Source organism: Ktedonospora formicarum, from assembly GCF_016587355.1.
Lineage (GTDB): Bacteria > Chloroflexota > Ktedonobacteria > Ktedonobacterales > Ktedonobacteraceae > Ktedonobacter > Ktedonobacter formicarum.
Genome location: NZ_BNJF01000004.1, coordinates 623,503 through 644,386 on the forward strand (window position 1 = coordinate 623,503; position 20,884 = coordinate 644,386).

25 protein-coding genes and 1 pseudogene are annotated in these 20,884 nt (G+C 51.1%); 21 read left to right on the forward strand and 5 right to left on the reverse strand.

The window, feature by feature from the left end:
* Positions 1 to 158 precede the first annotated feature (158 nt).
* On the reverse strand, positions 159 to 482 hold the full coding sequence (locus K3T82_RS34425) for a hypothetical protein (RefSeq protein WP_220198023.1): 324 nt from the start codon (positions 480 to 482) through the stop codon (positions 159 to 161).
* A 74-nt stretch (positions 483 to 556) separates the two neighbouring features.
* Here K3T82_RS34425 and K3T82_RS50345 point away from each other — a divergent pair.
* The 10 genes and pseudogenes from K3T82_RS50345 to arsM form a co-directional block, all read left to right on the forward strand.
* A pseudogene (locus tag K3T82_RS50345) lies at positions 557 to 703 on the forward strand (group II intron reverse transcriptase/maturase); the annotation flags it as partial.
* Between the two features lie 159 nt (positions 704 to 862).
* Positions 863 to 1,063, forward strand: a complete 201-nt coding sequence (locus tag K3T82_RS34430) for a hypothetical protein (RefSeq protein ID WP_220196565.1) — start codon at positions 863 to 865, stop codon at positions 1,061 to 1,063.
* Positions 1,060 to 2,787, forward strand: coding sequence for a recombinase family protein (locus K3T82_RS34435; RefSeq protein WP_220198024.1), 1,728 nt, complete (start codon positions 1,060 to 1,062; stop codon positions 2,785 to 2,787). The genes K3T82_RS34430 and K3T82_RS34435 overlap by 4 nt, the downstream gene beginning before the upstream one ends.
* Positions 2,720 to 3,697 (forward strand): group II intron reverse transcriptase, encoded by a 978-nt coding sequence (locus K3T82_RS34440; protein WP_236031748.1) that lies wholly within the window; start codon positions 2,720 to 2,722, stop codon positions 3,695 to 3,697. Before K3T82_RS34435 ends, K3T82_RS34440 begins: the two co-directional genes overlap by 68 nt.
* Positions 3,698 to 5,172: 1,475 nt before the next feature.
* Positions 5,173 to 5,946 carry an arsenate reductase/protein-tyrosine-phosphatase family protein gene (locus K3T82_RS34445; RefSeq protein WP_220198025.1) on the forward strand — a complete coding sequence of 258 codons (774 nt, stop codon included), beginning with the start codon at positions 5,173 to 5,175 and terminating at the stop codon, positions 5,944 to 5,946.
* A 58-nt stretch (positions 5,947 to 6,004) separates the two neighbouring features.
* The gene (locus K3T82_RS34450; protein ID WP_220198363.1) at positions 6,005 to 6,730 is read left to right on the forward strand and encodes an aquaporin; all 726 of its coding nucleotides are present in this window, start codon (positions 6,005 to 6,007) and stop codon (positions 6,728 to 6,730) included.
* Entirely contained in the window at positions 6,723 to 7,211 is a 489-nt protein-coding gene (locus tag K3T82_RS34455) for an arsenate reductase ArsC (RefSeq protein WP_220198026.1), read from the forward strand. The genes K3T82_RS34450 and K3T82_RS34455 overlap by 8 nt, the downstream gene beginning before the upstream one ends.
* A 29-nt stretch (positions 7,212 to 7,240) precedes the next feature.
* Positions 7,241 to 7,591 (forward strand): GNAT family N-acetyltransferase, encoded by a 351-nt coding sequence (locus K3T82_RS34460; RefSeq protein ID WP_220198027.1) that lies wholly within the window; start codon positions 7,241 to 7,243, stop codon positions 7,589 to 7,591.
* Between the two features lie 135 nt (positions 7,592 to 7,726).
* Positions 7,727 to 8,293 (forward strand): RNA polymerase sigma factor SigZ, encoded by a 567-nt coding sequence (gene sigZ / locus K3T82_RS34465; protein WP_220198028.1) that lies wholly within the window; start codon positions 7,727 to 7,729, stop codon positions 8,291 to 8,293.
* A gap of 128 nt (positions 8,294 to 8,421) precedes the next feature.
* The gene (gene arsM / locus K3T82_RS34470) at positions 8,422 to 9,363 is read left to right on the forward strand and encodes an arsenite methyltransferase (protein ID WP_220198029.1); all 942 of its coding nucleotides are present in this window, start codon (positions 8,422 to 8,424) and stop codon (positions 9,361 to 9,363) included.
* Positions 9,364 to 10,294: 931 nt separating this feature from the next.
* Here the strand turns inward: arsM and K3T82_RS34475 are convergent.
* The 3 genes from K3T82_RS34475 to K3T82_RS34485 form a co-directional block, all read right to left on the reverse strand.
* Positions 10,295 to 10,681, reverse strand: a complete 387-nt coding sequence (locus K3T82_RS34475) for a response regulator (RefSeq protein ID WP_220198030.1) — start codon at positions 10,679 to 10,681, stop codon at positions 10,295 to 10,297.
* Positions 10,682 to 10,801: 120 nt separating this feature from the next.
* Complete coding sequence (locus tag K3T82_RS34480; protein WP_220198031.1) at positions 10,802 to 11,134, reverse strand: hypothetical protein; 333 nt, start codon at positions 11,132 to 11,134, stop codon at positions 10,802 to 10,804.
* A 248-nt stretch (positions 11,135 to 11,382) separates the two neighbouring features.
* Positions 11,383 to 12,630 carry a GAF domain-containing sensor histidine kinase gene (locus K3T82_RS34485; RefSeq protein WP_220198032.1) on the reverse strand — a complete coding sequence of 416 codons (1,248 nt, stop codon included), beginning with the start codon at positions 12,628 to 12,630 and terminating at the stop codon, positions 11,383 to 11,385.
* Between the two features lie 321 nt (positions 12,631 to 12,951).
* Here K3T82_RS34485 and K3T82_RS34490 point away from each other — a divergent pair, with 321 nt between their 5' ends.
* The 3 genes from K3T82_RS34490 to K3T82_RS50350 all read left to right on the forward strand — a co-directional run bounded on the left by K3T82_RS34490 (position 12,952) and on the right by K3T82_RS50350 (position 15,137).
* Positions 12,952 to 13,326, forward strand: coding sequence for a transposase (locus K3T82_RS34490; RefSeq protein ID WP_220196749.1), 375 nt, complete (start codon positions 12,952 to 12,954; stop codon positions 13,324 to 13,326).
* On the forward strand, positions 13,292 to 14,617 hold the full coding sequence (locus tag K3T82_RS34495) for a transposase (RefSeq protein ID WP_220198033.1): 1,326 nt from the start codon (positions 13,292 to 13,294) through the stop codon (positions 14,615 to 14,617). Before K3T82_RS34490 ends, K3T82_RS34495 begins: the two co-directional genes overlap by 35 nt.
* 223 nt (positions 14,618 to 14,840) lie before the next feature.
* Positions 14,841 to 15,137 (forward strand): integrase core domain-containing protein, encoded by a 297-nt coding sequence (locus tag K3T82_RS50350; RefSeq protein ID WP_220198034.1) that lies wholly within the window; start codon positions 14,841 to 14,843, stop codon positions 15,135 to 15,137.
* A 40-nt stretch (positions 15,138 to 15,177) separates the two neighbouring features.
* On the opposite strand, the gene K3T82_RS34505 is transcribed toward K3T82_RS50350, so the two are convergent.
* Entirely contained in the window at positions 15,178 to 15,843 is a 666-nt protein-coding gene (locus K3T82_RS34505; RefSeq protein ID WP_220198035.1) for a DUF6766 family protein, read from the reverse strand.
* Between the two features lie 610 nt (positions 15,844 to 16,453).
* Here K3T82_RS34505 and K3T82_RS34510 point away from each other — a divergent pair.
* From K3T82_RS34510 to K3T82_RS34545, 8 genes are all read left to right on the forward strand, one after another.
* Positions 16,454 to 16,897, forward strand: coding sequence for a low affinity iron permease family protein (locus K3T82_RS34510; protein ID WP_220198036.1), 444 nt, complete (start codon positions 16,454 to 16,456; stop codon positions 16,895 to 16,897).
* 176 nt (positions 16,898 to 17,073) lie between these two features.
* Positions 17,074 to 17,427 carry a hypothetical protein gene (locus tag K3T82_RS34515; RefSeq protein ID WP_220198037.1) on the forward strand — a complete coding sequence of 118 codons (354 nt, stop codon included), beginning with the start codon at positions 17,074 to 17,076 and terminating at the stop codon, positions 17,425 to 17,427.
* A 166-nt stretch (positions 17,428 to 17,593) separates the two neighbouring features.
* Positions 17,594 to 18,151 (forward strand): helix-turn-helix domain-containing protein, encoded by a 558-nt coding sequence (locus tag K3T82_RS34520; protein WP_220198038.1) that lies wholly within the window; start codon positions 17,594 to 17,596, stop codon positions 18,149 to 18,151.
* Positions 18,138 to 18,725: a transposase gene (locus tag K3T82_RS34525; RefSeq protein WP_220198039.1), complete on the forward strand. Its 588-nt coding sequence runs from the start codon at positions 18,138 to 18,140 to the stop codon at positions 18,723 to 18,725. The genes K3T82_RS34520 and K3T82_RS34525 overlap by 14 nt, the downstream gene beginning before the upstream one ends.
* Positions 18,726 to 18,786: 61 nt before the next feature.
* Positions 18,787 to 18,966, forward strand: a complete 180-nt coding sequence (locus tag K3T82_RS34530) for a hypothetical protein (protein ID WP_220198040.1) — start codon at positions 18,787 to 18,789, stop codon at positions 18,964 to 18,966.
* 412 nt (positions 18,967 to 19,378) lie between these two features.
* Entirely contained in the window at positions 19,379 to 19,840 is a 462-nt protein-coding gene (locus K3T82_RS49330; protein WP_220198041.1) for an aminotransferase class I/II-fold pyridoxal phosphate-dependent enzyme, read from the forward strand.
* Between the two features lie 22 nt (positions 19,841 to 19,862).
* Positions 19,863 to 20,696: an aminotransferase class I/II-fold pyridoxal phosphate-dependent enzyme gene (locus tag K3T82_RS49335; protein ID WP_268886711.1), complete on the forward strand. Its 834-nt coding sequence runs from the start codon at positions 19,863 to 19,865 to the stop codon at positions 20,694 to 20,696.
* Positions 20,697 to 20,870: an Orn/Lys/Arg family decarboxylase gene (locus K3T82_RS34545; protein ID WP_220198043.1), complete on the forward strand. Its 174-nt coding sequence runs from the start codon at positions 20,697 to 20,699 to the stop codon at positions 20,868 to 20,870.
* Positions 20,871 to 20,884 lie beyond the last annotated feature (14 nt).

A 20,884-nucleotide genomic window follows, 5' to 3' on the forward strand; every position in this document is an offset into this window, starting at 1 on the left:
CAGACGTAAGCTCTCCTGATTGGTGAGCACTTGATGCAGCGTCGACTGCCGGATGTAGACCAGGGCTTTCTTTTGCAGATGGAGCGGGGTGACCAACTCGGATGTGTACTTCATGGGCATCTGCATGCTCACTGGGGTCATTGTGCTTACGGACGTACTCATACAGCACCTCCTGAAGAATCAAGGAGAGATCGTCCTGGATGCACTGCTGCCCCTGGGCAGGCAGGCGCATCCAGAGATGAGAGGGAAGAATGGATGCAATCACGTAGGGCCTCGCAATCCTCGGCCACACGCAACAGATCGGTGAGACTCTCAGCAGTCAGTTTACTCAAACCTGGTGACCGAGATGGAGCCAGTGTAGTGCATGCCAGAGGAAGGCACAAGAGCATCCCATCGCGATAGGCCACGAAGACGTGCCCATCCTCGTGAAGGGATGAGATGATGGAAACCAGGCTGAAACGGCGTCCGAACAAGGGATGCATGGGATCGATGACCTCAATCTCTCTCAGGGTTGAGTGATCTGGGTTCTTGAACCGGGTATTGAGTTGTGCGATCGTTTGACCGGATCAACCATGACTGGCTTTTAGCTCATATCCCGATGGAGAAGGGCATTCTTCGGAAATGGCTCAAAGCGGGGTACATTGACAAATACGTGCTCTATGCAACAGAAGAAGGAACCCCACAAGGCGGCATCTGCACGCCTCTTACAATGTTGCCAAAAAGGTTCTGAGTTTCGTGTATCAGAGAGCGATCCCGCGAGCTCAGCTGTGCGCAGCCTATGGAGATGGCTTTCATGGCGCACCCCTTGATTGCAACGGGCATCAAGCTGAAGATACGGGCACGCGCGATCTAGGAGCTCATCATGACCAAACGCGCTCGCAAGCAACCGATGACGTTGGAGGTGCAGGTCCTGTTTGAACCCAACCGCGAAGAACACCAGGTGCTGCATACAGCCTACGCCTTCCTCCTTCCCAGCGCGAGGCGACGACGGCTGACGCCTGCGAGAATCGAGGCGATCTCATCTGAAACCCAGGGGCAGGTGGGAGAAAGGAAACGTTCATGAACGATCTACAAGTGGCGATCTATGCTCGTGTGTCCTCCGAGCAGCAAAGCGAGACCAAGACCATTGACAGCCAGGTGAGCGAACTGCGTGCTTATGTCAGTACCCTAGGCTTGTCGCTTCCCAGAGAACATGAGTTTATCGACAATGGGTACAGTGGCGCGACGCTGATTCGCCCAGCCTTGGAGCAACTCCGCGATGTGGCCGCTGCTGGAGGGATTGACCGGCTCTATGTGCTCTGCCCCGATCGCTTCGCCCGCAACTATGCCCATCAGGTGCTCCTGCTTGAAGAGTTTCTCCGCGCGGGGGTCGAGGTGAATTTTCTCAATCGAGAAGTTGGGCAGACACCGGAAGATCAACTTTTGTTACAGGTGCAAGGCATGATTTCCGAATACGAGCGAGCGAAAATCATGGAACGCAGTCGCCGTGGCAAGCGGCACGCGGCACAGGCAGGCATGGTCAGCGTTTTGAGTGGAGCGCCCTATGGCTATCGGTACATCGGCAAGCATGAGGGGGCCGGCGAAGCGCGGTTCGATATCCTGTTGGAAGAAGCGCGTGTCGTCCGTCAGGTCTTCGCCTGGGTCGGACACGATCGCTGTTCCATTGGTGAGGTCTGTCGTCGGCTAACCGCAGCCAAAGAGCAGACGAGAACCGGCAAAACGGTCTGGGATCGCGCGACGGTCTGGGATATGCTCAAAAATCCAGCCTACAAAGGGATGGCCGCCTTTGGCAAAACGAGCGTTGAGCCACTGCGACCACGCTTACGCGCACAACGGGGACGCCCCATGCAACCCAAACGTGCTGTGAGCACCCAGGATGTTCCGCGTGAGCAGTGGTTGAGTATTCCCGTTCCGGCTCTGGTGAGTGAGGAACTCTTTGAAAGCGTTCAGGAGCAACTGCAAGAAAATCGACAACGTGCTCGTATTGGAGAGCGCGGGGCTCGCTACTTGTTGCAGGGGTTGCTTGTCTGTGGATGTTGCGGATATGCTTATTACGGCAAGCCAATTAGCCCAAGCGCGCGGAAAGGGCATCCGCGCAGCTATGCCTATTACCGTTGTATTGGTTCGGATGCCTATCGCTTCGGAGGCGTGCGGCTGTGCTGGAACAAGCAACTGCGCACAGACCTGGTCGATGAAGCTGTGTGGCAAGAAGTGTGCCAACTGCTTGAGGATCCTGCACGATTGGAACACGAATATCGACAGCAACTGCAGACAGCGGATATGGCTCCAGAATTGAAAGGGCTCCAAACGAGCCTGGGGCGGTTGCGACAAGGGATTGCTCGCTTGATTGATAGTTATGCCGAAGGCATCATTGACAAAGCCGAATTTGATCCCAGGATCACACGGATGCGTGAACGGGTCAGACAACTCGAAGCGCATATTCGACAGATTCAGGATCAGGAGAGTCTTGAGCAAGAGCTGCAATTGATCATTGGGCGGTTAGAAACTTTTGCCACGAAGGTGAGTGAAGGGCTGTCTCAAGCAGATTGGCTCACGCGTCGGGAGATGATCCGCACGCTGGTGAAACGCGTCGAAATTCATGAGGAACAGGTGAACGTGATTTTTCGGATTGATCCGACTCCTCCATCAAACCTATCAGGTGCTCGTACCCAAAGTTTGCAACATTGTAGGAGGCGTGTGTTCACCAGTTCTCGCAAATATGACCTTGGACGGACTAGAGAAAAAGCTACGGGAGCACTTCCCAAAGCCAGATCGCAGAAGCAGTAAAGAGAAAGTCAACTTTGTCCGTTTTGCGGATGACTTTATCGTCACTGGAAAGTCCAAAGAGGTCCTAGAATGCGAGGTAAAACCTCTCATCGAAATATTCATGAGAGAGCGAGGACTGGAATTATCACCAGAGAAAACTCTCATCACGCATATTGAGGATGGTTTCGACTTTCTTGGGCAACATCTCCGTAAATACAACGGGAAACTGCTCATCAAGCCTTCCCGAAAGAACGTTCACACCTTTCTAGAGGGCATCCGAGAGGTTGTGAAAGAAAACAAGCAGGCCGCTGCAGGCAATCTCATTGCCCAACTCAATCCCAAGATTCGAGGATGGGCAAACTACCACCGACATGTGGTCAGCAAAGAAATCTTCTCAAAGGTAGATCACGCTATCTTTTGCACCCTGTGGCAATGTGCCAAAAGGAGACACCCAAAGAAACCTATCAAATGGATAAAGAAGAAATACTTCACCTCCATCGAAGGGCAAAATTGGGTGTTTCATGGCGAAATCCTTGGACAAAAAGGGGCCATTCAGCCCATTCGACTGTTTAAGGCAAAAAGTATCGTCATTGAACGACATACGAAAATCCGGAGTGAAGCGAATCCGTATGATCCCCAATGGGAGGCGTACTATGAAAAACGTCTCGATGTGAAAATGGCGCATAACCTCAAAGGGAAACGGCAACTTCTCCATCTCTGGAAACAACAAGGTGGTCTCTGCCTACTCTGCAACCGAAAAATCACCAAACTGACAGGATGGCACAGCCATCATATCATCTGGCGAAGCTTAGGCGGCAGGGATCAAGCAGATAATCGTGTACTCCTCCATCCCGATTGTCATGAACGGCTTCATCGCCAAGGGTTAACCGTCTCGAAACCGCGTCCCTCACGGGGCGTTAGAAAGGCTTGAGCTAGCATGCGTGGAAACACGCTCGTGCAGTTCTTAGAGGGCTTGAGGGCGGCAACGCCCTCCGGCTACTCGGCGAGCGGATGGAAAAGGATCTTTCTTGATACCTCGCCAGCCGCCTATTCCACAACTTCACCCCTCTTTCGTGTGTGAAGGAGGCAAGAAATGTGTGTCTTTCTCAATTGAGGTAAGCGAAGCTTGCGAATGCTGCAAAAAGGAGCATAGCCTTTGGGCCGAAGAGCAGCTTGAATGCCTTTGCGCACGTTTCGGTATGCTCTTTATTGTAGTATTCACAAACTCTGGTCACCTCAATTGAGGAAGACCCAGGATGTTACGGCGAGGTGTCCTTAACTTAATGCCTATGCGGGTTCTTCGCTCCTGCTCCTACAAACGTCTTTGTGTTGTTTCTTATTGACATCATGAGAGATGGACACTCTCGATGGCACATGGGCTGTTGTTCATCGTGGAAGGGGAAAACACGTTTCAATACCTTCATCTGTGCAAGATTCCCGCGAAGGGTCTACCATCCAATCACAATGGTAGACCCTTTGAAGAATTTCTATTTACGAGGAAGAGTCCACCAACACACACAAACAATGGTAGACTCTTTGAAAGGTCTACCATCTTATCAAGACTGCTTTCTTGAAGTGTTACACACCAGAGGCTTCAAGCAGTAACAGGATCTAAAAGGTTAATCGATTTCACGAAAGCCGAGCAGCCTCACAGAATACCGCCGGCTTTAATGCGACAACCCATTGAGGGCAAAGAGCACTGCCTCTCTGCCCCTTGTCCTTTCTTACATCTTCTCTCCATCTAATGGTTCTTTCCTCCTCCCTACCACTTCACATAAGGCACCACCTTTGTGAGCCATTAGGAAGAAAGAATAGGCGTGGGCTCACCCATCCCTCCTTCCTACCATGCGCCCTAGATCGTGATCCCCAAGATCTCCGCCAGGTCGTAGGTCAATCGTTCTAGGTCCCTGGCAACTTCAGGCGACATCAGATGACTAAAATCCCAGCACACCGTGTCTATTCATAGGCACGTCATACACATGTGAGAAGCGATGCTGAAACGATGCTTTTTGTCGCAGGGCATGAATGGCGATACAGGCGTGACCTGTTCGCACAATGAGCACGAGGGAAAATACCTCTTTACAATTTATAAACTCTTCTTATGTGGGTCAACTCCACGTGTCTTGCAGCACATGAGTTTTCACGTCTTCCGCTCCTTGCTGCTTTCCACAACAGGCTATTTTCCCTTTCTCCTTTCGGTTCGAGGTGGGCTGGGTGACCCATGAATCTCTCAGAATTCATCCCGATTGCGTCGGGGATATGGTTGAGTGCGACACGGCGCACAAGGTTGCTGTCATCAGCCACAAAGAGAGAATAGCTGCTACAGGCTTGAGTTCCTGACTAGACTCTGCTACAATATATCAAAATATTTTGATGCAATGTATTTTGATAGAGATGAGGAGGGTCATGCAGACTCCTACAGCGCAACTTCCTAGTATTCTCAAGTTGGTTGCCCATGATGTTCGGTGGGCGATTCTCCGGGAACTGGCATGTTCCGATTATCGGGTTCAAGAACTTGTTGAACGCGTCGGGTTACCACAAAATCTGGTGTCCTATCATCTGCGAAAATTACGTGAAGGTTTGGTGGTGAGTGAGCGTCGCAGTAGCGCCGATGAGCGTGAGGTCTATTATCGGCTTGATCTGGACCAATTCCAGGGACAGTACCAAGCGGCGGTTTCCCTCATCCATCCTGCATTCACGATGGGAACGCAGCAAAGGACTACCCAGGAAGGTTTAGGGGCGCGTGTGCTCTTTCTCTGTACGGAGAACAGCGCGCGTTCGCAGATGGCTGAGGCACTCCTTCGCCATGAGAGCCATGGAAGGGTCGAGGCATACAGTGCGGGAAGTCAGCCCGCCGCACAGATTCACCCTTTCGCCCGCTGTGTGATGGAGCAGATAGGCATTGATATACGTCAAGCCACACCTAAACCGCTGCACCTGTTTGAGGGGCAACGCTTTGATACCATTATCACGGTCTGTGATCGCATCAGAGAGGTTTGCCCCACGTTCCCCGACGATCCCGAGCACATTCACTGGAGCTTGAGTGATCCCGCGTCTGTACAAGGAAGCGTGGAAGAACAACTCCACGCTTTTGAGCGGACCGCACAGCAACTTACCACACGTATTCGCACCTTCTTGCCTCAACTTGCACGAAAGAAGAACAGCCCACATGAGCAATGAACACCCCAATTCTTATCCTGTACCCGCTCACCCCCGCTTTCCATCGACTCTCAAACGAATGTCAGTGCGTCTTTCGGCCTATCTTGCCGAGGGCCTGGGTACCTTTGCCCTGGTGTTTGCCGGATGTGGAGCGATCATGAGCGATACGCTCTCTCATGGAGTTATCACCCATGTTGGAGTGAGCCTGGTCTTTGGACTGATCATTACGGTGATGATTTACGCCTTCGCGCATATGAGTGGTGCCCACTTCAATCCTGCAGTCACGCTCGCCTTTGTAATAGCCCATCACTTTCCTCTCCGGCGGCTTCTTGGCTACTGGGTTGCACAACTGACAGGAGCGGTGCTTGCTGCGATGTGCTTACGCTTCCTGCTGGGGGATGTCGCCTTCCTCGGAACCACACTTCCGATGGGAACTGGCGGAGCCTGGCAATCCTTTGGCCTCGAAGCACTGCTCACCATGTTCCTGATGATCGTCATTATGGCGATGGCAACTGATACCCGTGCGATAGGGCAGGCCGCCGCTCTTGCGATTGGGGCAACAGTGGGTCTCGAAGCCCTCTTTGCAGGCCCCATTTGTGGAGCGTCGATGAATCCTGCTCGCTCACTTGGTCCGGCACTCATCAGTGGCACGTGGACCGCTCAATGGGTCTATGTTCTGGGTCCGATGCTTGGTGCGGTTGCTGGAGCCATCATCTACCGCTGGCTGCGTGAGGCAAGTGGACCATCAGCAATACCGGAGGGCGCGGATACATTACATTCTCAAGAGGAGAAGACCTATGTCTGAGCAAGCCCCGCTACGTGTGCTCTTTCTCTGCACGCACAATTCATCCCGTTCCCAGATGGGCGAAGGACTCCTGCGCGCTCGTGGAGGATCGGCCTTTGAGGTCTTCAGTGCAGGCACAGAGCCTCGCGTTGTCCACCCCCTGGCTATCAAGGCTATGCAGGAGATCGGCATCGACATCAGTACCCATCAGGCTAAAAGTCTGGAGGAGTTCCGCACATCTGCGCCCATGGACCTAGTGGTGACGGTCTGCGATGAGGCAGCGGAAGCTTGCTCCTTCTATCCTAATGCGCATTTCCAGGTGCATTGGGGCTTTGTTGACCCCAGCCAGGTTGCAGGGAGTGAAGAAGAACGACTTGCAGCTTTTCGCCAGGCTCGCGACCGCATTGCTGATCATCTTGACCAATTTCTCCGTCTCCAACCATTTCACTCTCCTGAGCAGATGTACACGGCGGCAAAGGCCCAGGAAGGATTACGCTCATGAGTCAGATCACATAGGCCGAAATCAAGGACATGCCAGACGTTCTGGATCTCCTCGAACGGTGTCATCTTCCGCAAGACGGGGTACATGCTTGCTGTGCAACACTCCTCGTCGCACGGGAAGCTGGTCGCGTCATTGGATGCTCGGCACTCGAAATCTATGGAACGGTGGCATTGCTATGCTCGGTGGCGGTTGATCCGGCCTCCCGTTCCCGTGGCTTGGGACAAGCGTTAGTCCTGACGCAAGTAAAAACTTCACGCAGGTGTGGCATCCAGGAACGCTACCTGCTCACGGAAACAGCTCCAGCGTTTTTCCAACGCCTGGGGTTTTGTCTCATCGAACGTTCTGCTGTTGCGCCTGCCATTTACGCGTCCGTCGAATAGACAAGCGCCTGCCCGGCGAGTGCACAAGCCATGGTATTAGAGCTTGCACCAGCCTCACGTCCATGAGGTGCGTCCTTTTGGCGACCCTCCTGTCTCTCATACATGAGAATATGAGCAATGCTGAAAGGAAAAGCCATGGGGACCATTACTGAGCAGGCCTGGGAAGCGTTTCACGCGCCTCTGCACCAGTTCATTCGCCGTCGTGTCGCCGATGAAGCCACAGCAGAGGATCTCTTGCAAGAGGTGTTTCTCAAAATCCACCAACATGGGGAAAACTTGAGAGATACTCGACGCCTGGAGAGTTGGATCTATCAGGTCACGCGCAACATCATTATCGATCATTATCGTCGTCGCCACCAGATCATGACGCCCCTGGATGCGCAGGAGGTACTTGATCTCCCAGAGGATCTGTCCGATGATGATATTGTGAGCGAGCTACTCCCCTGTGTCCGAGCAATGGTCTTGGCTCTGCCTGAGCAGGACCGGCAGGCCTTGATTCTCACCGAGTATCAGGGCCTCACTCAGAAGGAACTGGGCGAACGACTGGGCCTCTCATTCTCTGGGGCCAAATCGCGGGTCCAGCGCGCGCGAGAAAAACTCAAACAGGAGCTGCTGGCCTGTTGTCACTTTGAGCTGGATCGTCGCGGCCACATCCTGGACTATCAGCCTCGCTGTGACTGCTGCGAGCAATCAACGTGTTAAGAGGACACTAGCGCAAGCCGAGGCCAACCGCTGCGTCCTTTTTTGCCGACCTCCGTCTCTTCAGATAAAGGCAAACGAGAGGGACAGGGTTCCCTTCTCGTCAAGAGTCAATGGAAAGGCACAAACCTATGAAGATCGTTCCCCAGAGCGATGAACAGTTGCGCCAAGAAGTGAGCGCCAGGTATGCACGAACCGCTTTACAGGTCCTTGGGACTCCGGCAGAGAACACCTCCTCCTGTTGTGGGCCAAGTTGCTGTGGACCATCTGAAGAGACACAACCCGCGCCAGAGGCTCCTGCTGCATCCTCCTGCTGCGCGTCAAGATGCTGCTCCTCAGATATCAGCCAGGACAACCCCATTACCTCTGACTTGTACACCCAAATGGAACTGGGCGAGATCCCAGTTGCCGCAACGCTGGCCTCTCTTGGATGTGGTAACCCGACCGCGCTGGCCGAACTCTCGCCTGGCGAGAAGGTTCTGGACCTGGGCAGCGGCGGAGGCATTGATGTGTTGTTTTCTGCCAAACGGGTTGGGCCAACAGGCTTTGCCTACGGCCTCGACATGACGGATGCCATGCTTGAACTTGCCAAGCGCAATCGGCAAGAAGCTGGAATCGAGAATGTCCAGTTTTTGAAAGGCATTATCGAAGCCATCCCGCTGCCAGAAAACAGCATTGATGTGGTCATCTCCAACTGTGTCATCAACCTCTCGGCTGACAAAGGGCAGGTATTGCGCGAAGCCTATCGCGTTCTGACACCTGGAGGGCGGTTTGCCGTCTCGGATATTGTGGTGCAGGGAGAACTCCCACCTGCCCTCCGTCGCGATATGGAGTCCTGGGCCGGATGTGTCGCTGGCGCGCTTGAGGAAGACACCTATCGCGCCTTATTGGAGAAGGCAGGATTTGTCGAGATCGAGATTGAAGTCACCCGGCGCTATTCGCTCGATGATATTGTTTCCAGTGGAGCAAGCGCTTCCGTCGCATCCCTCTCGCCGGAAGAACGAGCGGGCGTTGATGGGCGATTCATCAGTGCCTTTGTCCGAGCACGCAAGCCAGAAAAACAGGAAGCGTAAAGAGTAACGCTAGACACTTTGAGATCCATGCCAATAGTGCATGGATTTCCTTTTTTTGGACATCGAGGAATACCATTCTGTCACCTAACCCTCATCCTGCTGAACATATAGAATGGGAAGAGTGCCATTTATTATGATGAAAATTAGCCACTGTTTGTGATGAGTAACAAACATTCACGCCATTTACTAGTCGCCTAACCCCAAAAGAGAGGTGGTAAATAGCGCGAATGTTTGGGCAAATTAGGTCCAATCTTCGGCGATCAGACCCAATCTTCGAACAGACGAGCAATGATCCGCTCTCAAAGCGACGTGGTACGAACAGCAGATGGAAACCTGTATTGCAGCTTTCTCTTGAAACATTACTTGTTCTTTTGCAAAACGTCAGACCATGGAAATCGTTCCGAAGATTGGGTCCCTCATCTTTGGGCTGAATCTTCGGACAAGAGGCCCTGAGCCCCAGTACTTGCGTCCGAAGATCCAGCCTATTTACCAAGAGGCTGTGTTTATGAAGGTGCCTTGGTGATATCCATTGGCTTTGGCTGAATATAAGCCGTATGACAGGAGGGATGGACGTGGACTCTTCAATCCATCCTTCCCATCAGGCGCTCCTAGATCGTGATCCCCAAGATCTCCGCCAGGTCGCGTGTCAGTCGTTCTAGGTCCCTAGCAACTTCAGGTCGCATCAGATGACGAAAATTCCAACACACCATACCTCTCATTCGTAGGCACATCATACGCGTGTGAGTGGTTGTGCTGAAACGATGCTTTTTGTCCTGGGATATGAGCGGCGAAACAGAAGACATAACCTGTTCGCACAATAATCACGAGGGGAAACAGCTTGTTGCGCTTCAGAAACTCTTCCAAAGTGGACCAACTCCAGGTACTCCTATGACAGGCTATGACACTGAAGGAGCATGAGGGGCAAGGTATATTACGCAGCAAGCAACTGGTGAATGTGCTGCATCAATACCTGAAAGGCAAACGGTTTCTCAAGTGAGACAAGCTGCTCATGATGAGGCACCTCCAGAAACACATGTGGGATGGCGCTCATGAGAATTGTGGGAATTCTTTCTTGTGCACGAACGTGTTCGTAGAGTGTCAAGCCGTCAATATCAGGAAGGATATAATCAATCAATAATAAATCGGGTTGCAGGTGGTTCATCATCGTTGTCGCTTGTCGTCCTGTGGTTGCCAATAGAGGATAGTATGCCGTTTCGCGCTGAAGTATGGTGGTGAGAATCTCGCTGAAATCCTCATTGTCTTCTATGATGAGGATCAATTTTGGTGCTTGATTGCAGTGCGGCTGGTTGTGAGCCATCTGTTTCTCTCATCGGTGAAATACAACAGATATGTGAGGAGAAGGAACATCTTGCTTGGCGTGCGGTGAAACGTTCCCAAAACCAGGCATACCGTTTGAAGCGCCAAAATGGCACCCTTCTTACCAAGGAATGTCTTGAAAAGAGGAGAATGGCCTGCTGCAAAAACGTGCTGTGAGGCCAGCAGAAAGACGAATACCACTCTGTGTGGGCGTTTGGAGATACCACCCTGCGGCGTCTTTCTGCACTTGCCCAGGGATCCAATCATGAAATATGCGTATGGCTATCCACATCTGGGTGGTGAGTCGCTGACCGTGGAGTTGGAGCATCTGATAGGACCTATCATAATAGAGTCTTCCTGAGACACCCTCGTCCTCATGCTCATTACCACTGCTCAACTCCCACTCGCTTTCTTCTGAAGGGAAATACACATCGCTCTTTCGTGTGCGAACCAAACACCCCCTTATTTCACGTTTTATCATGAAAAATAGTTTCAAAAAGATTTGTTTTTTTAGTAAAAAATCTTATATTACGCTCAAAAAGCGGTATCTTCGTATGGAAAATTTATACTGTGGTGTGTACTACAAGAAGCCCTACTGGAAGTTTATGGGCTCGTGATCTCTTCATATTTCAGGTCGCACAGGTGTGCAAAAAATTAGAGATGCACTACATTTCCTGCCCCACCTGTCCGTTTCAAACCAGCTTATGATACTTCCTGTCCGGGCTCATTGCATTGGAGTGGCAAAGAAAGCGTGAAATGATTGGTGCCCGTAGCCTCAGTGTGTGCCGTGAGTGCCCCCTGATGTGCCTGAGCGATGCGTTGAGACACCCACAATCCTAACCCTAATCCTTGTGAATGGTCTCCTTTGGTAAATGGTTGGAAGAGACTTGCCAGATGCTCTGGTGGTATGGGCAAGCCTCGATTGCTCACCATAAGGATGACCCAGGGACCATCAATGTGCGGCTCTTGAGTGAGAGAGATCCTAATAGGTGTCTGTGGCTCGGCATAGGTAGCTGCATTAGAGAGCAGATTCTCGATAATTTGGGCAAGACGATCCCGATCTGCCATTAGGATGAGCCGCTCTGGGATCTGCATCTCAATGGGGTGTTCTAGCGTGTGCCAGATAGGAACCAGCTCTTCCACTAACGCAACCAGATCGACTGATTGACAGTGCAACGCAAACAGTCCTTGTTTCAGACGAGAGACATCCAGCAAATTGGCAATCAATCGACTCAAACGTGAGACGATCAGATCGACCGCTTGAAGCTCACGTACATAAGCATCCTGTTGGTCTCGACATGCGCGTCGTTCCAGAAGATCAAGCCGCATTTTCAGAGGGGTGAGATAGTTACGTAAGTCGTGTGCCATGACAGTCAAGATTTCTTCAGCCGCAGTACATTTCGCCTGTTCCGCAGCTTCTCTGGTGTGCTGTTCCACCAGTTCTGCCCGGTGGAGAATCACTCCAACCCATTGAGTGATGGCTTCAAGAAAGGGCAAATCGTGACGAGTAAAATAATGAGCCCCTCTTGAGGAAACAAGTAAGACTCCTCGCCGCTCATCATGGACAGAGAGGGGCACCAGAATCTCTGACTTGATCCCCAGATCTTCTTTCATTCCTGACAGTTCCTCGGGATCATGCTGTGCTTGTCCAGTCCAGTAGACTTGGCCCGTTTGATAGACCTCGACGACTCGCCCCCCACTGGAGAGTGGCAGACGATCTAAGCCAATGGATATTTCTTTTTTGCCCAACGGGGTTGCACTTGTCCCATAGGCGATGAGGCTTTCTGTGTCAGGATCATAGAGGAACACATCAACTTTTTCTGCATCCAATGCCTGGGTGATGAGCTGCGCTGTCTGCTGAAAGGTGTCAGCGACGTTCGTCGCTGGCAATTGGAGCAAACATTGCAACGTCGTCAGCAGTTTGTCCTGTTTCATCACTTCAGATGACATACAGCTTCCTCCCTTCGCCCTCTAGCACGTGAGAAGAAAGACTTCCGTCTCAACGTTCCTTCCAGGAATGGATAAGAAACACTACTCTTTATAAGGGGTGTATATACCTATTAATGGATCCTTCACGCAATATGGTGCAGAGATGCACAACACATGTGTTAAAGTGAGAAGGATGTGTGCATGGGAAGACGCCTAGTTGCAGTTTTCCGGTAGGACACCATTAAGATATTGTTGGCGAATTGTCTGAGCGTGATGGGAAGGAAATATGAGATACTGAACAAGAACGAGAAGCGAAGCGTTGAGACAACCAGGAGGGAATCCATGTCCATGCATCCCCAGCCAATTCCAGCTCTCCCCGAAGAAACCGTCCGTGTTGCGCATGCCGTCCTGCCCAAGGGCAACGTATGGTTGCGGATGCGAGATGAGCTAGGAACACTTTACGAGGATACCGATTTTCAGGATCTCTTCCCCAGCCGCGGACAACCAGCCCAAGCCCCATGGCGCCTTGCCCTGGTCACGCTCATGCAATATGCAGAGGGTCTCACGGATCGGCAAGCCGCTGACGCTGTGCGCACCCGCATTGATTGGAAGTATGTGCTCAGCCTGGAATTGACCGATAGCGGTTTTGATTTCTCCGTTCTTTCTGAATGCGCGAGGACGGTTGCTCGCTCATGGTGCAGAACGCCGCCTGTTTGATCGCCTGTTGGATCTGTGCCGTGGGCGGGGGTGGCTCAAGACACGAGGCAAGCAACGGACCGATTCGACGCATGTGCTGGCTGCGATTCGCACGCTCCGCCGCTTGGAATGCGTTGGGGAGACCATGCGTCACACGCTCAATGTGCTTTCCCAGGTCGCGCCAACGTGGCTGTTGGAGCACATGGACCCGCAGTGGGCACAACGCTATGAGAAACGCTTCAGCGATTTTCGCCTGCCTAAAGACGAGAAGAAACGAGTGGAGCTGGCAGAAACAATTGGGGCCGATGGTCGTCAGCTCTTGGAGATGGTTTACGCGCAAAGCCATATGCCCTGGTTCGGGGAACTTGACGCCATTGAAACACTGCGACGGGTGTGGCTTCAGCACTTTCATGCCCATGAAGACCAGACGCCCTGGCGAGCGGACAAAGAACTGCCTCCCTCTGCTTTACTGATCACATCTCCTTATGACGTGGAGGCACGCTACAGCCGTAAGAAAAGCACGGCCTGGAACGGGTACAAAGTGCATTTTACTGAGACCTGTGAAGCCGATGCTCCCCATCTGATCGTCGAGGTCACATCCACCAGCGCGACCAGGGCCGATGGGGACATCATTGGGGAACTGCATTCTCGCCTCGATGAGCAGCAACTGCTTCCAGATCAACACTTGATGGATATGGGCTATGTCGATACCGAGGTGCTCGCAGAGAGCCACAGACGCTATCATGTGGACATTGTTGGACCTGTCATGCCTGATACATCATGGGCCTCAAAAGAAGCAGGGCGTTTTGATCAGAGCCAATTTCTTCTTGATTGGCAAGCCAAACAGGCGGTGTGTCCTGCAGGACACACCAGCCGTGACTGGGGGCACATTCCTGATCGACATGGAAAGCCCAGTCTTCGTGTGCGGTTTCCTCTTTCGCGGTGTCGCTGCTGTCCTCTGCATGATCAATGCACGCCAGTGGCCGCGAAAGTGCTGATTTTGCGTCCAGATGAGGCAAGCTACACCGCGTTACGAGAGGCACGCCAACGCCAGGAAACAAAAGCGTTTCGGACACTGTATGCAACACGGGCTGGGATTGAAGGGACGGTTGCGCAAGCGGTCCGCACCTGTGAGATGCGACAGGCACGTTATCTTGGGAGCAAGAAATTGAGACTTCAGGCTTTTTTCACGGCGACCGCTATGAATGTCCTTCGTGCGATTGAATGGCAGAAAGGCCAGCGACCTGCTTCAACACCCGTTTCTCGTTTTGCCAAGCTGGTTGCTTCTGCCAAGCCTGCGGTGGCTGCCTAGCTTTTGCCAATTCGCCAACAATATCTTAGTGAGGTTCTACCCCTATCCACCTCCACCACCCTTCTTGCTTGTCAGGCACCTCAATGGACACATCTTGACAGACGCGCCACATCCTGGCAGATTATTTTGGGCTTGTAAGAGGAGGGAGAAGAATATCACAATAGTACAGCTTTAAAGAGGTATTTTCTACTTGCTCATGTACGAGAAAAAATGACCCTTTGCTTTGCAAAACTCTTTTAAAACAGGTCAACTCCGGCATTCGATTGCATTCAGGTCTATCTGCTCGCATCAACATAGGATAAGTGGGCAATCCATACCAAATTCCTACGCGGAGAGCCTCATAAAAACGCTCAAGACTGAAGAGATCTTTGTCAACAAGTATCGTAACCTAGAGGATGCACGAACCCAGATTAAGCCGTTTTTGATGATCGCCTACAATCAGCGTCGCCTCCATTCGGCTCTGGCCTCTTGCCCTCCCGACAAATTTGAACAACGATATTACCAGCAATTGCTCACCTAAAGGGAAGCCTGGAGTGGTCCTTTGGGTTCAGTCCACCTTCCTATGTCCCCGTTTTTCCATGAGGGCTGGCAACTTCTTTGGACTGCGAAGATCCTTTCTGGCGGAGAAAGATGGCTAACACAATAATCATGCCAATGGAAAGAAACTCACTTTGCCAATTCTGCAACGATTGGAACCAAAACGTTGCTGTCCCCACAAAATGAAGAGCATCTGGACAGTGTGTGTTTCCATGTTCCATCTGTTCCTGGCAATACGCTTTTGCCCCTCCGATAGCATGCAGCACAAAGGAAATTGCAAAGAGGAGCAATAGCGCAATGGTCAAGGAATGCTGATAAATCACAAAGATAATACCTCCACGACGTACAGGCCAGGGAAGGCTCGGCGTATGCGTTGACTCGGCAGAGCCTCTATGAGAAGGTTCTTGTTTCTCTAGAGGATTCGACTCAGGCGAGCCTTTTTGGAAGAGGAAGGCTGTAAGCAGAACAAATAGCCCCATTTGCAGAAACTCACTCTCCCAATTCTCTGCAAGCGATTCGAGTAAATACCCGCTCACAAGGTATGTTTCATACTTCACCTGAGGCTGATGGTGTTCTTGTTGATCCTGATTATAGACTTGATAACCGGTCAGGCTTTGCCCAATGACGCAGGCTAGAAACAAGGCGAAGAGTACTATAGACAGGCCATTTTCATAAAAAATTCGACGCATTCCTCATCCTTTCTTCCATCAGCATACAGGGGTGAGCCAATACTGTGCTTACAAACAGATGCCGTAAATGAGGCGAGCTTGTTATGAAGTACAAAATGAGGATGAAGATTCAATGGGCCCTAAAAAGAAAGGGAAGCCTTGGACCATTTCTTGATACTACGCGTGAGTTGAAGAGGCAGTGTTGTGTCCCCAAAGGTGCGTTATCTTCTGACGGTGTGCCATTCTCACAATATCAGAGAATAAGCGAGGTCCTGACACATGCATATGATCAGAGATTCGCTTATTTGAATATCCGAAGACGTTCGTTCTGTAAGAGTACTTCTCGTAATTTCTAGCTCACATTGCGGCTAGCTTGTACACCTCTCCGCCATCGCCTCAATATCATGTGAGAAGCCAAGCGCAAACGCTTCTGGTCGCTCTTCCCCATGCTGACTGATAGAAGCACCTTCGGGAGCGTTTTCAGGAACCTGCAAAGTTCCACCGCTATGCTCACCAGTCGTTGATGGAGACTGCCCATAAAAGATTACGGTACATCTACGAAGAGATGGGATTCGTGTTCATCGTAGAGGCACTCTCACTCGACAGAACACAAATAAAGGAAGATTTTATAATGCACATCGATGCTCTCTTCTCCCGCTTCGCGCGATCCATGGCAAGGGTGCTTGGTCATCCTTTGGCCTTTGGTTTAGCGGCCCTTTTTATCCTCGCCTGGTTGATCAGTGGTCCGCTCTTTCACTTTAGTGATACCTGGCAACTGGTCATCAATACTGGGACCACCATTATTACCTTTTTGATGGTTTTTCTCATCCAGAACACGCAGAATCGGGACAGTGAAGCAATGCAAGTCAAATTGGACGAGTTGATTCGCGCCACCAAGCAGGCCAATAACACCATCCTGGATACTGAAGACCTCGAAGAGCAAGATCTTGAGCATCTACAACAGCATTACAGCTTTCTTGCTCAGCGGGCACAATCCCATCTGCCTCATCAGAGACACAGTGATGAGAATCCCCTCGAATCCAAGGATGTTTCACCTACGACAAAAAAGAAGTGAGTTGCCACTTCTGTCTTCCTCTCATTCCGCTCAAGCGTGTCAAAGAGAAAACGAGGGAAAACAAAGAAGAAAAGCAGACCTATGGACGCGCAAATGCATTCTGATGCTGTTTGTGCTCTTTCCAAGAGCTCACGCATCTCATTGTGCAAGCAAACAGAAAGATGGAAAGGTGATATATGACTGTCAAACTGAATCAACCGGCCTTTGAACATGCAAAGAAACTGATCGAGCAAGGAAAATGTGTGATTGATGAGAAAGATCAGTGGAGTGAACATCATCCCTCAACAGAAAAAGAAAATGCGTATTTACAATCGCATACTGTTGAGGAATATGGGAAATGGTACCTGGGAGTTGACACCGACGAAGATGCAGACAATAAAGGGCGATACAAATTTCCTTTCAGTGATTTTCACAAGGTACATCGTTGCGGAGTCATTGCTGCGGAAAGCAGAGCAGGCCAGTATAAATATACGGATATTGAACGAGCAGCAGCTCACCTGCATGGTATGCTTGAAACTGCAAAAAAGTGATAGCAGCATTTCTTGACATTGTCAGATCCCAGCGAAACCGTAGGATTCCCAGAAATCGGCATAGCACATCTCCAGACAAAAACGTTTCTCCTGATATCATCGTGTACTAAGTGGTGCATCCACCAAGTAATGGTAAAATAGGAACATCTCAAAAGTGAGGTGTTCCATGCCAAAGATTTTACAAGTACGAGCGATGACTGACGAAGAAAGCAAGATGATAGAGCATTTGAGCCGTTCTAGAACAGCGCCAGCAAGGCAGGTAGAAAGAGCCAAGATAGTGCAATGGGCGAGCGAACAACAGCGTGTTCCCCAGATCGCAACCCGGTTAGGAGTCGCGGAGAATACCGTGCGCAACTGGCTCCATCGCTTTAACGAGGCAGGATTACCTGGACTCTTTGATGAGGACCGAACCGGGCGACCGCCAACATATAGTCCCCAGGAGGTCTCAGTCGTGGTGGCGACCGCTCTTACCAAGCCCGATGACCTCGGTTTGCCCTTTGGGCACTGGACCCTAGATCGGCTTGAGGTGTACCTCAATGAGGAAAAAGGGATCGCCATCAAGCGCAGCCGGATCAACGAAATCTTGCAGGCGGAAGGGCTGCGATGGCGCAAAGATGAGCATTGGTTTGGCGAACGGGTTGATCCCGACTTCGCCAAAAAAGGGGGTCATCACCACCCTCTACACGGTTCCACCAAAGAGGAGCACCGTCGTGAATCTCGATGAAATGGGCCCTGAGTCGGCGAAAAGTTTTCTGGGGAAGAAACTGGTTCATGCTCAGCCCGCTCCAGAGAAGGGCAAGCCCGCCGAGCGGGCCAGCCAGGAGATCGACTATGGACGCCGGGCCAAGGGGTATATCTTTGGTGCCTTTCAACCTGCCACTGGCGAGGCGTTGACGAGGCCCTACGACCGGCGAACGACGGAAAACTGGATCGATTTTCTCAACCTGGTTGAGCAGTGGGTTCCCCAAAGCATCGAACGCATCTACGCGATCTTGGATAATCTGGCAATGCATCGGGCAACCGATGTCCTGCTGTTTGCTTTGCAGTATCCGCGTTGGGAATTCGTCTTCCAGCCGACCTATGCAGCTTACTTGAACCTGATTGAGCCCTGGTGGAAAACGCTGCGTTCCCTGGCGCTCAAAGGGCGGCGCTTCGAGACCTGGGAACAGGTCTGTGATGCTATTGATCGAGCGACAGTTTACTGGAACGCTCATCGTCATCCTTTCGTTTGGGGGCGAAAGCGGCGTCATCGCCCTCGTCGTTCATCTGGGATTGCCATCCCGGCCAATATCCGTTAATTTGGTGGATGCACCACTAAGTAGAACTTCCGTTTAAGCATCAAGAAAAAGAGAGGTTGTTATGCCTGAACAAAAGAAAAGCAAGCCAGTCCGTGGCGTTGGTGAAAAAGAAGAGCGCATGTACGAGCATATTAAAGAGTCAGCCGAAAAAAGTGGTCGGTATGGAAAGCGAGCTGAAGAGGTTGCGGCGCGTACAACGTTGAAGCATCACAAAGAAGAAGGCCACAAAAAAGGTGAGTAAGCCTAGCGCCTCTTCTCACAAGCGCTCTCTTCGTATAACAACCCTATGCGAGGTAGGGCCCAGTACGTAGTTGAGACATGTCGCTTGCGCGAACGAGTCTCTACATAGAACAGACTCAGTTTTCAGCAAGGTTGAGGGCCGAGAAAATTCCTGCATATCCGCGTCACCAATTCATTCCCAATGGCGTGGATATGTATTTCTGTGATGACGAAGACTTCCGCAATGATCAATAGAAGATGAGTAGCAAATTTTTCTATTGAAGCATGCTTTCTGTGTAATCTCACAAGAAGGTTTTCTTCATATGTTGAAGCCCCTTGTTGGCAGCACGTCTCGCCTGACTCTCTAGAAAGCGTTACTGCGAGCGAAAGCGAGAAGATTGCCAGTGAAGCCAAGAGAGAAAGGTGGAAGGCAAATGCATAAAAAACGGCTAGACCAGAAAAGAGCGCCCATTGTTGAAGCCATTGAAGCCTTTCAAAAGCAAGGGGAGATTTCCTTTGGTATCCCTGGGCATAAAAGAAATGCGGGCATCGACCATCTCATGTCAGAAACATTTGGCAATGTGATGTATCGCAATGACATTCCAGCCCATCACGGGCTCGATGATCGTAAAGAGTCAAGAGGGACCCGTTTCAAAGCCGAAGCACTGGCTGCTGACGCCTTTGGGGCCAAGCAATCGTTTTATTCTATTGGTGGCACATCATTAAGCGTCCATGTAGCCATGCTGACCGTCGCTGACTCTGGCGAAAAACTCATTGTTGCTCGCAATACCCACAAATCAGTGATTGCGGCTCTCCTCCTCGGCGAGGTACATCCAATCTTCCTTCAACCTGAAATCAATGAAGAATGGCAGATAGAAAACGGAAATTACTCCTGAGGCTCTGGAGCAAACCTTGTCGATGCATCCAGACGCCAAAGGAGTCATTCTTGTCAGCCCTACCGTGTATGGAATCACCAGCGACACCAAAACCCTGGCAGACATTTGTCATGCTCATCATATACCACTCATTGTAGATGAGGCATGGGGACCACATTTCGCGTTTCATCCAGATTTGCCGGCCACAGCCATGTCATGTGGCGCAGATTTGAGTATGGGCAGTATTCATAAAACGATGGCGGGTCTGGGGCAGGTCTCTATCATCAATATGCAAGGCGATCTTATTCAACCAGATCGCTTCAAACTCTGTCTGAAACTCTTTGAGTCAACGAGCCCGTCTTCGCTTATCCTTGCATCCGCTGATGCAGCGAGGCGACAGATGGCCCTGGAAGGAAAAGCGCTGTTAGACAAGGCACTCGCATTATCCTCATGGGTAAGAACAGAACTCTCGTCTGTCGAGGGGATTCATATCCTTGATAAGTCCTATCTGGGCACTCCTGGCGCAAAAGCACTTGATACTACCAAAATAGTTCTTGATATCAGCGGTCTTGGCGTGAGTGGGTATGAAGCATCCGATTGGATTGAAGAGCGATACAAGGTGAATTTCGAGCTCGTGAACGAACGGCATCTGATGGCTTTGTTAACGATAGCCGACACGAGCCAAACCGTTGAAAAACTTGTCGCAGCGGTAAAAGCCATGGCAACCTGGGCACATGATCGCGAAAAGCCGACAGATATTATGCTACCAAAGCTCGACGAACTCTATGCAAAATGTGTCACCTCACCAACAAAGGCATTCTTTGGAGAGACAGAAGATATTCCCTTTGAGCAAGCGGCTGGGAGGATTGCTGCCTAAATGGTAACCCCTTACCCGCCAGGCATCCCACGCATCGCACCAGGAGAACTCATCACCCAAACCGTCATTGACTATCTCCAAAAAGGGATGCAATTGGGCATGTTTGAGGAATCCTTTGACCCATCGTTAGCAACCATACAGGTGGCAAAGAGAGAGCCTGCTGGTGCCGGGTAATTTGAGTATGAATC

Bases quoted from the DNA above. Each gene is read 5' to 3' on its own strand.
- K3T82_RS49335 (WP_268886711.1), top strand. From the start codon at position 19,863: ATGCATCCAGACGCCAAAGGAGTCATTCTTGTCAGCCCTACCGTGTAT.
- K3T82_RS34490 (WP_220196749.1), top strand. From the start codon at position 12,952: ATGTCCATGCATCCCCAGCCAATTCCAGCTCTCCCCGAAGAAACCGTC.
- K3T82_RS34510 (WP_220198036.1), top strand. From the start codon at position 16,454: ATGCACATCGATGCTCTCTTCTCCCGCTTCGCGCGATCCATGGCAAGG.
- K3T82_RS34430 (WP_220196565.1), top strand. From the start codon at position 863: ATGACCAAACGCGCTCGCAAGCAACCGATGACGTTGGAGGTGCAGGTC.
- K3T82_RS34425 (WP_220198023.1), bottom strand. From the start codon at position 482: ATGCATCCCTTGTTCGGACGCCGTTTCAGCCTGGTTTCCATCATCTCA.
- K3T82_RS34475 (WP_220198030.1), bottom strand. From the start codon at position 10,681: ATGGCTCACAACCAGCCGCACTGCAATCAAGCACCAAAATTGATCCTC.
- K3T82_RS34440 (WP_236031748.1), top strand. From the start codon at position 2,720: ATGACCTTGGACGGACTAGAGAAAAAGCTACGGGAGCACTTCCCAAAG.
- K3T82_RS34450 (WP_220198363.1), top strand. From the start codon at position 6,005: ATGTCAGTGCGTCTTTCGGCCTATCTTGCCGAGGGCCTGGGTACCTTT.
- sigZ (WP_220198028.1), top strand. From the start codon at position 7,727: ATGGGGACCATTACTGAGCAGGCCTGGGAAGCGTTTCACGCGCCTCTG.
- K3T82_RS34545 (WP_220198043.1), top strand. From the start codon at position 20,697: ATGGTAACCCCTTACCCGCCAGGCATCCCACGCATCGCACCAGGAGAA.
- K3T82_RS34515 (WP_220198037.1), top strand. From the start codon at position 17,074: ATGACTGTCAAACTGAATCAACCGGCCTTTGAACATGCAAAGAAACTG.
- K3T82_RS49330 (WP_220198041.1), top strand. From the start codon at position 19,379: ATGCATAAAAAACGGCTAGACCAGAAAAGAGCGCCCATTGTTGAAGCC.
- K3T82_RS34445 (WP_220198025.1), top strand. From the start codon at position 5,173: ATGCAGACTCCTACAGCGCAACTTCCTAGTATTCTCAAGTTGGTTGCC.
- K3T82_RS34520 (WP_220198038.1), top strand. From the start codon at position 17,594: ATGCCAAAGATTTTACAAGTACGAGCGATGACTGACGAAGAAAGCAAG.
- arsM (WP_220198029.1), top strand. From the start codon at position 8,422: ATGAAGATCGTTCCCCAGAGCGATGAACAGTTGCGCCAAGAAGTGAGC.
- K3T82_RS34530 (WP_220198040.1), top strand. From the start codon at position 18,787: ATGCCTGAACAAAAGAAAAGCAAGCCAGTCCGTGGCGTTGGTGAAAAA.
- K3T82_RS34435 (WP_220198024.1), top strand. From the start codon at position 1,060: ATGAACGATCTACAAGTGGCGATCTATGCTCGTGTGTCCTCCGAGCAG.
- K3T82_RS34505 (WP_220198035.1), bottom strand. From the start codon at position 15,843: ATGCGTCGAATTTTTTATGAAAATGGCCTGTCTATAGTACTCTTCGCC.
- K3T82_RS34485 (WP_220198032.1), bottom strand. From the start codon at position 12,630: ATGTCATCTGAAGTGATGAAACAGGACAAACTGCTGACGACGTTGCAA.
- K3T82_RS34460 (WP_220198027.1), top strand. From the start codon at position 7,241: ATGCCAGACGTTCTGGATCTCCTCGAACGGTGTCATCTTCCGCAAGAC.
- K3T82_RS34455 (WP_220198026.1), top strand. From the start codon at position 6,723: ATGTCTGAGCAAGCCCCGCTACGTGTGCTCTTTCTCTGCACGCACAAT.